9 protein-coding genes are annotated in these 11,083 nt (G+C 61.4%); 5 read left to right on the forward strand and 4 right to left on the reverse strand.

The features are described 5' to 3' along the window. Window positions 1-34: 34 nt before the first annotated feature. The 4 genes from speA to BM70_RS0119995 all read right to left on the reverse strand — a co-directional run bounded on the left by speA (window position 35) and on the right by BM70_RS0119995 (window position 4,262). Window positions 35-1,948 (reverse strand): arginine decarboxylase, encoded by a 1,914-nt coding sequence (gene speA, locus BM70_RS0119980; protein ID WP_025857627.1) that lies wholly within the window; start codon window positions 1,946-1,948, stop codon window positions 35-37. A 143-nt stretch (window positions 1,949-2,091) separates the two neighbouring features. After that, complete coding sequence (locus BM70_RS0119985) at window positions 2,092-2,463, reverse strand: translation initiation factor Sui1 (RefSeq protein WP_025857628.1); 372 nt, start codon at window positions 2,461-2,463, stop codon at window positions 2,092-2,094. Window positions 2,464-2,745: 282 nt separating this feature from the next. Further along, window positions 2,746-3,282: an NUDIX hydrolase gene (locus tag BM70_RS0119990; protein ID WP_025857629.1), complete on the reverse strand. Its 537-nt coding sequence runs from the start codon at window positions 3,280-3,282 to the stop codon at window positions 2,746-2,748. 2 nt (window positions 3,283-3,284) lie between these two features. Beyond that, window positions 3,285-4,262, reverse strand: coding sequence for a DUF2333 family protein (locus tag BM70_RS0119995; protein ID WP_371262171.1), 978 nt, complete (start codon window positions 4,260-4,262; stop codon window positions 3,285-3,287). Between the two features lie 388 nt (window positions 4,263-4,650). On the opposite strand from BM70_RS0119995, the gene BM70_RS0120000 reads away from it, so the two are divergent. From BM70_RS0120000 to accC, 5 genes are all read left to right on the forward strand, one after another. Beyond that, window positions 4,651-6,321 carry a PleD family two-component system response regulator gene (locus BM70_RS0120000; RefSeq protein WP_025857631.1) on the forward strand — a complete coding sequence of 557 codons (1,671 nt, stop codon included), beginning with the start codon at window positions 4,651-4,653 and terminating at the stop codon, window positions 6,319-6,321. A gap of 1,466 nt (window positions 6,322-7,787) precedes the next feature. Then, window positions 7,788-8,336, forward strand: coding sequence for a methyl-accepting chemotaxis protein (locus tag BM70_RS33965; RefSeq protein ID WP_371262172.1), 549 nt, complete (start codon window positions 7,788-7,790; stop codon window positions 8,334-8,336). 271 nt (window positions 8,337-8,607) lie between these two features. Further along, window positions 8,608-9,063: a type II 3-dehydroquinate dehydratase gene (gene aroQ / locus BM70_RS0120010; protein WP_025857633.1), complete on the forward strand. Its 456-nt coding sequence runs from the start codon at window positions 8,608-8,610 to the stop codon at window positions 9,061-9,063. Between the two features lie 25 nt (window positions 9,064-9,088). After that, entirely contained in the window at window positions 9,089-9,553 is a 465-nt protein-coding gene (gene accB, locus BM70_RS0120015) for an acetyl-CoA carboxylase biotin carboxyl carrier protein (RefSeq protein WP_010213489.1), read from the forward strand. A 17-nt stretch (window positions 9,554-9,570) separates the two neighbouring features. Further along, window positions 9,571-10,932 (forward strand): acetyl-CoA carboxylase biotin carboxylase subunit, encoded by a 1,362-nt coding sequence (gene accC / locus BM70_RS0120020; RefSeq protein WP_025857634.1) that lies wholly within the window; start codon window positions 9,571-9,573, stop codon window positions 10,930-10,932. Window positions 10,933-11,083 lie beyond the last annotated feature (151 nt).

Raw genomic sequence — 11,083 nt, forward strand, 5'->3', positions numbered from 1 at the left:
AGCTCGCTCACCACAAAGAGCACGTTGTACGCGGTTATGAGGACAGGTACGAAGACCGTGTCAGGCCCAAACGCAGCGCATCCAGGAACTGGGTACGCTCCGCCGCACTGATCTTCGCGCTCGCACACTTGTCACGGTAATGCGTCATCAACTCTTCCGGCGACAAGTGCACATAACGCAGCATGTCTTCGATGGTGTCGTGGGTCTCGATCCCGGCGCTGTACACCGAACCGTCTTCACGCTGGTAGATGTTCACCGAATCGGTGTCACCGAACAGGTTGTGCATGTCGCCGAGGATTTCCTGGTAAGCCCCCACCAGGAAGATGCCCAGCAAGTAGTCCTCGCCTTCGTTCAAGGCGTGCACCGGCAGGCTGGTCTCGATGGACTGCTCGTCGACGTACTGCTTGATCTTGCCGTCGGAGTCGCAGGTCAGGTCTTGCAGTACGGCGCGGCGCAGCGGCTCTTCGTCGAGGCGGTGCAGCGGCAGGATCGGCAGGACCTGGCCGATGGCCCAGGTGTCCGGCAGGCTCTGGAACACCGAGAAGTTGCAGATGTACTTGTCGGCCAGCTTGTCGTTGAGTTCGTCCAACACTTGGCGGTGCGAGCGCTGACGGGCCTTGAGCGAGTTGTGCAGGCGGCGGCACACGGCGAAGTAGCACTGCTCGGCCAGGGCTTTCTCGGCCAGGGTCAGTTTGCCGTCGGCGTACTGGGTGGCCACGTCGCTCATGTAGTGGGTGGCGCGCCAGTAGGTTTCGGTGACCATTTCGATGTCGGTCGGACCCAGCAGGTCCACCAGCCATTGCACGGTTTCCGGCAGGCTTTCCTTGTTCTCGATCACCGGCACGTCGTCATTGTGTTTCTCGACGTCGGTCACCTGCACCACCAGCATGGCGTGGTGAGCGGTCAGGGAACGGCCGCTTTCGGAGAAGATGTTCGGGTGCGGCAGGCTCTGCGCGTCGCAGAACTCCTTGAGCATGCCCACGACCACGCCGGCGTAGTCGTCCATGTCGTAGTTGATCGAGCTGGCGTTACGCGAATGCGTACCGTCGTAGTCCACGCCCAGGCCGCCGCCCACGTCGATGTGGTCCACCGGCAGGCCGAGGTTGCGCAGCTCGCCGTAGTAACGGATGGCCTCCTTGAAACCGTGTTGGTAGTCGGCCAGGTTGGCGATCTGCGAGCCCATGTGGAAGTGCAGCAGGCGGATGCCCTGGTCCAGGCCCGCCGCGCGGAAGCGCTCGACCACGGACAGCAGTTGCGCCGCCGACAGACCGAACTTGGACTTCTCGCCACCGGTGTCGGCCCACTTGCTCGAGGCCAGCGACGACAAACGTACGCGCAGGCCGACCTGTGGCTTGACCTTGAGGCTCGCGGCCTCTTCGATCACCAGTTCGACTTCGGATTCTTTCTCGATCACGATGAACACGTTGTGACCGAGCTTCTGGCCCATCAGCGCGAGGCGGATGAACTCACGGTCCTTGTAACCGTTGCAGACGATGGTGCCGCCCTTCGGCGCCAGGGCCAATACCGCCAGCAGCTCAGGCTTGGAGCCGGCTTCCAGGCCGATGGACACGTTCTGGGTGGCGATGATGTTCTCGATCACCGCTTCCTGCTGGTTCACCTTGATCGGGTACAGCGCGGTGTACTTGCTCTGGTATTCCAGGCGCTCGATATTGGCGTCGAACGCACCGGTGAGCTGGCGCACGCGGTCTTGCAGGATGTCGGGGAAGCGCACCAGCAGCGGCAACGACAGACCGCTCTTGCGCAGCTCGTCGACTTGCTCGTACAGGTCGACAGGCGTGCTGTTCGGGCCGTTCGGACGGACTTCTACGCGACCGGCTTCATTGATCGCGAAATACCCGGCCCCCCAATGGCGAATCCCGTAAACACTGCGGCTGTCCGCAACTGTCCATTGGCTGCCATCGTCTTTGCGTGTGCGTCGTACGGACATCGAAGTCCCCTATAAATGAAGTCGAAGGCACCGCCCCTTTCTGAGGCTGGCGCAGTCTAAAGAATGAAAATGACGATTTGCCTGCGTGCAAGGTAGGACCTCACGCGCAGGACAGAGTTTAGACACAGGTCGGGAAGAGGCTTTCAGCCGCCGGACTTCTTGGCCTTGTACCCGAGCTTGATCAGCTCGGCCAACAGCAACTCGACGTGATCGCCCTGAATCTCGATGACGCCGTCTTTCAACGCGCCACCGGTGCCACAGCGTTTTTTCAGCGCCGTGGCAAGTTCCTTCAGCGCGTCTTCTGCCAGCGGCACGCCGGTGATGGTGGTCACCGTCTTGCCGCCACGGCCTTTGCTCTCGCGTCGCACGCGGGCAATACCGTCGCCTTCAGGGATCAGGGTCTGTTTGCAGGTACACGAATCCACGGGCTGACGACAGTCCGGGCAGTGTCGACCTGCGTCGGTGGAAAACACCAGGCCACCAAGGGCGGCGAAGGATGCGGCTTTTTTGGCCACCGGCAATCCTCTTGGGAGGACAAAGACTGATCGGCACCCGCAAAGGGAAAAACCGACCGCGAAGCCCCACTCAGGCAGGGGCAGCGCTACCAAACCACCCTGTTCACCCCCACCTGTAGGAGCCGGCTTGCCGGCGATAGCTGTCTTGAGGACGCCACCGCCAGCAAGCCGGCTCCTACGGTGATTCCAGGGTGAAACAAAGGTGGTTCGGGTGAAAAGTCGCGCAGTGTAACCACAAAAAGGCGACTTGCTAAGGGCCAAATGGCGCCAATTTATGCAACTTTAGCGACGCAACGCCAGATAGCGCCGCAACCCCTCTTGGGCGTCCGGGCAGTAAGGCTTTTGTTCAGCCTCCTGGAGGACTGTTTCGAGGGGTAAAAAGCGCGCTTCCATGACCTCTTCCGGCTGCAGGCGCAGCGGTCCGTCCCAGACGGCGGAGTAGGATTTGCACCAGAGCCGGCTGTCGCCATCTTCGAAATAGAAATGGTCATGTTCGACCAACTCCACCCCGCTGACACCCAGCTCTTCCTCCAGCTCGCGGGCTGCCGACAGTGAATAGGATTCGCCGGCCGCCACCATCCCGCCCGCCGCCGTGTCCCAGTAACCGGGATACATGGCTTTGCTCAGGGTGCGTCGATGCACACACAGCTCACCGGCCGAATTGAACAGGAAGATAAACGTGCATCGGCCGATCAGGCCGCGCTGGCGCAAGTCGGACCTGACCAGGGTACCGAGCAGGTGGTCCTGCTCGTCGACCCAGCAGATCAGTTCGGCATCGGAAGCCGCGCGGTGTGCGGCCTCCTTTTGAGTAGCGTCCATCATCAACCCTGGTTGAGGAGCTGACGCAAGTCGATCACTGCGGCGTTGGCCCGGGAAATATAGTTGGCCATCACCAGCGAGTGGTTCGCCAGCACGCCGAAGCCACTGCCATTAAGGATCATGGGACTCCAGACCGGCTCCTGCGAAGCTTCCAGCTCACGAATGATCTGGCGCACGCTGACGGTGGCGTTCTTCTTGGCCAACACATCGGCGAAGTCGACTTCGATGGCGCGCAGCAGGTGCGACAGGGCCCAGGCCTGACCGCGGGCTTCATAGAACACATTGTCGATCTGCATCCATGGGGTTTCCACCACTTCTTCATCGACCTGCGGCACCTCACCCGGCGCCAGGGCTTCGGTTTTCAGTGCCGTGTTGAGTTTTACCCGGCCAACGCTGGCCGACAGGCGTTGCGACAGCGAGCCCAGGCGGGTGGCGACATCACCCAGCCAGTTGTTCAGGTTGTCGGCACGCGCGTAGAACAAGGCGCCGCGCTGGTTCGGGTCGGACAAGCGCGCTTCATAGCGGCTAAGGGAGTTGATGCCTTCCTGGTATTCCGACTCGCTGGACGGCAGCACCCAGCTCTTGTTGTCGAAGTTGAAACGCGGCTCGGCCTTGGCCAAATCGGCGTCTTCAGCCGATTGCGACTGGGAGCGGGCGAAGTCTTTGCGCAGGGCGCGCGTCAGGTCACGTACCTGCACCAGCACGCCATATTCCCAGCTCGGCATGTTGTCCATCCACAGGCCAGGCGGGAAACGGTCGTTGGAAATGTAGCCTCCCGGCTTGTTCAGCAAGGTGCCGACCACAGTCTTGAGGGTTTCGACGGTGGTGTAGCCCACCACCATTTGCTTGCCTTCCTTCTCGGCGGCAAGCTGGGCGTTCTGCTGCACCGGAAACAGTGCCGGCTCCTGGCTCCAGTACCAACCCAGGCCACCGGTGACCAACAGGTACAGGCCGAGCACACTGAGCACGGCACGGCTCATCAGCACGGTACGAAAATAGCTGCGGTTGGCCGACTTGGGCTCAGGCGCAGGGCCTTTGGCACTGCCTGCACGGTTTTTCCAGTCCAGCATGGCGATATCCTTTCAATCACTTGAGTTCATGCACTTGAATTGATGGCGTGCGTTCAAACACTCCGACCACAACCCTACCCCATCGTGCCCGCACGTGCGGGGCTTTTCACCAAACTGGCGCACAGAGGGCATCCGACTATAAAGGATGCACGCTTTTTACGCTGCGCGACCACCAGGTCAGCAACTGAATACGCGGAACACGCAGTTAATTGATGTATGACACTCATCCCATGGAAAAGAGGTGCTAGCATAGAGCCATCAGTCGACCTCAGCATGCACCCTAACTAGTAGTCAGGATATGACCGAGCCAGAAGACCCCAGCCGTGAGCGTCTCAAGCAGCATTTTGCCCAGCGGGTAATTCATCAGGCACGTCAAATTCTTGAGATCTGGCAGCGCCTGCAACGCAGCGAGTGGTCCGGCACCGACCTTTCCGAACTCAGCGAGGCCAATCTGCGCCTGCTGCGTTTTGCCGAGCGTTTCGAACAACCGGAACACAGCCAACTGGCGCTGCACATCGGCGAATCCCTCAAGGCCGTGGACGAGAACCGTGGGCGCCTGAGCAGCCACCTGATCACCGAACTCAATCGCTTGATGCAGCGCCTGTCCCGCACCGGCCTGCGCCAGGGTGACCAGCTGGAACAAACCTTCCTGCCGCCGATGCGCAAGCCGATCTACGTGATGCTGGCCGATCACGACCGCGCCGAGCGCCTGGCCAAGCAGCTGGAATTCTTTGGCTTGAGCGCCCAGCCCCTCGACAGCGTGGCCGCGTTTCGTGCGTCGATGGCCGAGCGCTTGCCTTCGGCGATCGTGATGGACGTGGATTTCTGCGGCGCCGGCCTGGGCCTCAAACTCGCCGCCGAAGCCCAGGAAGGCCTGGAGCAAAAACTGCCGCTGCTGTTTTTCAGCCTGCACGAAACGGACACCCCCACCCGCCTGGCCGCCGTGCGCGCCGGCGGCCAGGAATTCCTGACCGGAACGCTGGAAGCCTCCAGCCTGCTGGAAAAGATCGAAGTGCTGACCTGCGTCGCCCAGTACGAACCCTATAAAGTGCTGATCATCGACGATTCGCGGGCCCAGGCGCTGCACACCGAGCGGTTGCTCAACAGTGCCGGCATCGTCACCCGCACCTTGATCGAGCCGATCCAGGCCATGGCCGAACTGGCGGACTTCCAGCCCGACCTGATCATCCTCGACATGTATATGCCCGCCTGTACGGGTACCGAACTGGCCAAGGTGATCCGCCACAACGACCGTTATGTCAGCGTGCCGATCATCTACCTGTCGGCCGAGGACGACCTGGACAAACAACTGGATGCCATGAGCGAAGGCGGCGACGACTTCCTCACCAAGCCGATCAAGCCGCGCCACCTGATCACCACCGTGCGCAACCGTGCGGCCCGTGCGCGCAACCTCAAGGCGCGGATGGTGCGCGACAGCCTCACCGGCCTGTACAACCACACTCATATCCTGCAACTGCTCGAAGACTGCAGCTTTCGCGCACGTCGCGAAAACAAGCCGCTGAGCTTTGCGATGCTCGATATCGACCACTTCAAGCGGGTCAATGACAGCCACGGCCACCCCATGGGCGACCGCGTGATCAAGAGCCTGGCGCTGTTTCTCAAGCAACGTCTGCGCAAGACCGACTACATCGGACGCTACGGCGGTGAAGAGTTCGCCATCGTGATGCCCGATACGGATCTGGAATCGGCGTGCAGGGTGCTGGATGAAATTCGCGGGCGCTTTGCCGAAATCCATTACCCGGCCCAGCCCCAGGATTTGTGGTGTACGTTCAGCGCCGGACTGGTGGAGCTGTGCGACGGCTCCGACAGCCTGATGATGGCCGCCCAGGCCGATGAGGCGCTGTACCGCGCCAAGGATGCAGGACGCAATCGCGTACAAGCCGCGCGCACATCAAAGCAAAGTGCCATCTTTTCACCGGAATCCACTGATTCGGTCATAACTTTGTAATGCAAACGCAATAACTTCAGGCACTTATCTTTTGCTGTCGGTTGAAACCACGCATGCGCCTGAAGCTGCTGACCAATCTCAATACCCTTCTTCTGGTGGCCGTGTGCCTGGCGCTGGGGGCGACGCTGTGGTGGTCGCAACGGGCGCTGGAGCGGCCTTATCTGCTGATGGAACGCTACCTTGGCCTGTCGCAGACCTTTCAGAACCAGGCCGCGCGCAATATCGACGACTACTTGGCCAGCGGCGATGCGCTGCGCCTGAGCAGCGCCAGCCAGAGCCTCGAAGGCCTGTTGCAGCACCTGGATGAACTGCCGGCGGACCTCGCGCACAACCTGCGCCCGAGCCTGGTGGAGCTGGACACGTTCAGCAAGACCGACTTGCTGGCTGCCGGCAAGCTCGCAGGCGACCCACAAGCCTTGCTGCTGCAGGCCGAGCGCGAGCTGGGGGCGAACCTGGAGCAATTGAGCCAGTACGCTATCGGCGTGAATTCCCCGGAAGCCGCACGCTATCTGCCACCCCTTCTCGCCGCGTCCCAGCACCTGGGCAAACTGTCCCTGGCCCGGGACAAACTGGTGAGCAGCGGCCGCGCGGAATTAGCCGATGATGTGGAGCGTGAGGTCGGTAATATCCGCAGCCAGGCGGACCTGCTGGAACAACTGCCGTTGCTCGGGGTGAAGGCCAGCGCCGACTCCAACACGGATGATTTTTCTGCGCTGATGGGCCTGGAAAACACCGAAAAAACCGAAGCCCAGGACACCGGCGTCGACCTCAAGCGCGAGCTCAACAGCCTGTTGACCCGCTACCCCGCCGAACTCAAGCGCACCCGTGAACAGATCCAGCAACGCGCCGACCTGGCCACCAGCACCCACTTGAAAATCGACGCCGTGCAGCAAGCCATCGCCGGCCTGGAGCCGGTCGTGCGCGCGCAGCACGGCAAGATCCAGGGCGAAGTGCGCCTGATGCAAGGCGTGATGATCGGCCTGATCCTGCTGATCGCACTGCTCATCGACACCCTGCAACGCCGCCTGGCACGGGTGCTGACCAACCTCGCACCGGCCTTGTCGATTTGGGCCGAAGGTGACTTCAGCCGGCCGATTGCCTTGGGCAAGACCAACCGCGAGCTGCACTATATCGAAGCCTCGTTGAACCGCCTGCGCGCCTATCTGGTGGACTTGGTCGGCACCATTCGTGGCAATGCCGAGGAAGTCGCCGGCAGCAGCCGCGCCCTTGCCGAACTGAGCAGCGGCCTGCACGACGGTGCCGAACGCCAGGCTGGGGATACCGCACAGATCCGTGATTCGCTGGGCGAACTGGAAGCGACCATCCAGCAAGTCGCCGGCGATGCCAGCCAGGCCGCGGGCGCCAGTCGCAGTGCCGGCCAGGCGGTGGAGCAAGGCCAGCGCGTGATCGGCCTGAGCCTGACCGGGCTGCATGCCCTGGTGGGCGAAGTGCAGCAAAACGCGCAAATGATCGAAAAACTCGCCGAAGAATCCGCCACCATCGGCGGCGTCCTGACGGTGATTCGCGCCATTGCCGACCAGACCAACCTGCTGGCCCTCAACGCCGCCATCGAGGCCGCCCGCGCCGGTGAAGCCGGCCGTGGTTTTGCCGTGGTCGCCGATGAGGTTCGCTCCCTGGCCCAGCGTACCGCCGGCGCCACGGCAGAAATCCAGACCTTGATCGCCGGCCTGCAAAACGCCGCCCACCAATCGGTGCAGGGCATGCGCGCCCAGGTCGAACACGCCGAAGCCACTGCCCAACAGGCCCAGGCAGCGGACGGTGCGCTGGATGAAATCGTCGGCGCGATCCAGACCATTTCCGACACCGCCGTGCGCATCGCCGATGTGACGGCGCAGCAAAGCGGTGCCGTGAGTGAGATTCGCGACAACAGTGAGCGGATTCACCAATTGGGTGAGGACAATCTGCTGCGTATCGGCCAGGGACGTCGCCAGGGCGAGCACCTGCTGGTGCTGGGTGGGCAGCTCAACACGGCCGTCCAAGCCTTCCGCGTATAAAAATGTGGGAGGGAGCTTGCCCCCGATTGCAGTGTGTCAGCCTCAGTACCTATAACTGATCCACCGCTATCGGGGGCAAGCCCCCTCCCACATTTGATCTCCACAGGATTGGAGACGGTGTTACCCATGACCGGATCCGGGGCCACAGTCACAAATTTCGCGCCATCCTCGGTAATCGTGCTGGCTACTGCATAGAACTGGACAGTCACAAAGGCTTTGCGGCATAGTCGCCGGGTTCTGCCGTACCCACATCAATAACAAGGAACAGCCGATGGCGACCTTACTGGTTCTTCACGGACCCAACCTGAACCTGCTCGGCACCCGTGAACCGGGCGTCTACGGGGCAGTCACCCTGGACCAGATCAACCTCGATCTTGAACGCAGGGCGCGTGAAGCCGGCCACCATCTGCTCTACCTGCAAAGCAATGCCGAGTACGAATTGATTGATCGCATCCATGCCGCGCGCGGCGAAGGCGTGGACTTTATCCTGATCAATCCCGCCGCTTTTACGCATACAAGCGTTGCATTACGTGACGCGTTGCTGGCGGTGAGCATCCCATTCATCGAAGTGCATTTGTCGAACGTGCACAAACGCGAACCTTTCCGCCATCACTCTTACTTCTCCGACGTAGCGGTAGGAGTGATCTGCGGCCTTGGCGCCAGCGGTTACCGACTGGCCCTGGAGGCCGCCCTGGAACAGCTTGAAGAAACGGCCAAGCGCCCCTGACCGACCCTTTGGGAGTTGATGATTCATGGATATCCGTAAAGTTAAGAAACTGATCGAACTGCTGGAAGAATCCGGTATCGACGAGCTGGAAATCAAGGAAGGCGAAGAGTCCGTACGGATCAGCCGTCACAGCAAGACCCCGGCCCAACAGTTCTACGCGCCACAGATGCAAGCGCCGGCTCCAGCCGCTGCTGCACCTGCTGCCGCCCCCGCTGCTGCCGCTGCACCTGCCGCCCCAGCCGCGCCTGCGCTGAACGGCTTCGTGGTCAAGTCGCCAATGGTCGGTACCTTCTACCGCACCCCGGCACCGACCTCGCCAGCCTTCGTTGAAGTCGGCGCAACCGTGAAAGTGGGCGACACCATCTGCATCGTGGAAGCGATGAAGATGATGAACCACATCACCGCTGAAAAAGCCGGCGTCATCGAATCCATCCTGGTAGAAAACGGTCAGCCGGTTGAGTACGACCAGCCGCTGTTCACCATCGTTTGAACCGCGGAGCGCCTTCGATGTTGAAACCTGCGAAGAAACTGCAAAAAGTCCTGATCGCCAACCGCGGCGAGATCGCGCTGCGTATCCTGCGCGCCTGTAAGGAAGAGGGCATCAAGACCGTCGCTGTTTACTCGACGGCCGATACTGAATTGATGCACGTGAAACTGGCGGACGAAAGCATCTGCATCGGCCCGCCACTGGCCACGAACTCGTACCTGAAAGTCTCGAACATCATCGCGGCCGCGGAAGTGACCGGCGCTGATGGCATCCACCCGGGCTACGGCTTCCTCGCGGAAAACGCCGATTTCGCCGAACAGGTGGAAAAATCCGGGTTTGCCTTCATCGGCCCGAAAGCCGAAACCATTCGCCTGATGGGCGACAAGGTCTCGGCCAAGGACGCCATGATCGCTGCCGGCGTGCCAACCGTTCCTGGTTCCGACGGCCCGCTGCCTGAAGACGAGGCAACGGCCCTGCGCATTGGTCGCGAAGTCGGTTACCCGGTGATCATCAAGGCCGCCGGTGGCGGTGGTGGTCGCGGCATGCGCGTGGTGCACAAGGAAGAAGATCTGATCGAAGCCGCCAAGCAGACTCGCTCCGAAGCGGGCGCCTGGTTCGGCAACCCGATGGTCTACCTGGAGAAGTACCTGACCAACCCACGTCACGTGGAAGTGCAGGTATTGTCCGACGGCCAGGGCCACGCCATCCACCTGGGCGACCGCGACTGCTCGCTGCAGCGCCGTCACCAGAAGGTCCTGGAAGAAGCGCCGGCACCGGGCCTGGATGAAAAGGCTCGCCAGGAAGTACTGGCTCGCTGCGTCAAGGCGTGCATCGACATCAATTACCGTGGCGCCGGGACCTTCGAGTTCCTCTACGAGAACGGTCGTTTCTACTTCATCGAGATGAACACTCGCGTGCAGGTAGAGCACCCGGTTTCGGAGATGGTCACCGGTATCGACATCGTCAAGGAGATGCTGAGCATCGCCGCCGGCAACCCGCTGTCCTTCACCCAGGACGACGTGAAGATGCACGGTCACTCCCTGGAGTGCCGCATCAACGCCGAAGACCCGAAAACCTTTATCCCAAGCCCCGGCCTGGTCAAGCATTTCCATGCGCCAGGCGGCAACGGCGTACGTGTGGATTCGCACCTGTACAGCGGCTACAAGGTTCCGTCCAACTACGACTCGCTGATCGGCAAGCTGATCACCTGGGGCGCCACCCGCGACGAGGCCATGGCCCGTATGCGCAACGCCCTGGACGAAATCGTGGTCGACGGCATCAAGACCAACATCCCGCTGCACCGGGACCTTGTTCGTGATGAAGGCTTCTGCGAGGGTGGTGTGAACATTCACTACCTGGAACACAAGCTGGCTAACCAGTAAGTGCTCTGAAACAACAAAGCCGCCCTCGGGCGGCTTTGTTGTTTCTGAAGACCAACGAAATACCCGTGGTGAGCGGGCTACACCCGCGCTGGGTGGCGAAGCCGCCCCAAAGCCTGCCGGCGCGTTTCAACGGGAAGAATGCGGTGCCTGG

Source organism: Pseudomonas sp. CHM02 (assembly GCF_000612585.1).
In the GTDB taxonomy this organism is placed as follows: Bacteria; Pseudomonadota; Gammaproteobacteria; order Pseudomonadales; family Pseudomonadaceae; genus Aquipseudomonas.

Excerpts from the sequence above, each read along its gene's own strand:
- speA (WP_025857627.1), bottom strand. The coding sequence starts at position 1,948 with ATGTCCGTACGACGCACACGCAAAGACGATGGCAGCCAATGGACAGTT.
- BM70_RS0119990 (WP_025857629.1), bottom strand. The coding sequence starts at position 3,282 with ATGGACGCTACTCAAAAGGAGGCCGCACACCGCGCGGCTTCCGATGCC.
- BM70_RS0119995 (WP_371262171.1), bottom strand. The coding sequence starts at position 4,262 with ATGAGCCGTGCCGTGCTCAGTGTGCTCGGCCTGTACCTGTTGGTCACC.
- BM70_RS0120000 (WP_025857631.1), top strand. The coding sequence starts at position 4,651 with ATGACCGAGCCAGAAGACCCCAGCCGTGAGCGTCTCAAGCAGCATTTT.
- BM70_RS33965 (WP_371262172.1), top strand. The coding sequence starts at position 7,788 with ATGATCGAAAAACTCGCCGAAGAATCCGCCACCATCGGCGGCGTCCTG.
- aroQ (WP_025857633.1), top strand. The coding sequence starts at position 8,608 with ATGGCGACCTTACTGGTTCTTCACGGACCCAACCTGAACCTGCTCGGC.
- accB (WP_010213489.1), top strand. The coding sequence starts at position 9,089 with ATGGATATCCGTAAAGTTAAGAAACTGATCGAACTGCTGGAAGAATCC.
- accC (WP_025857634.1), top strand. The coding sequence starts at position 9,571 with ATGTTGAAACCTGCGAAGAAACTGCAAAAAGTCCTGATCGCCAACCGC.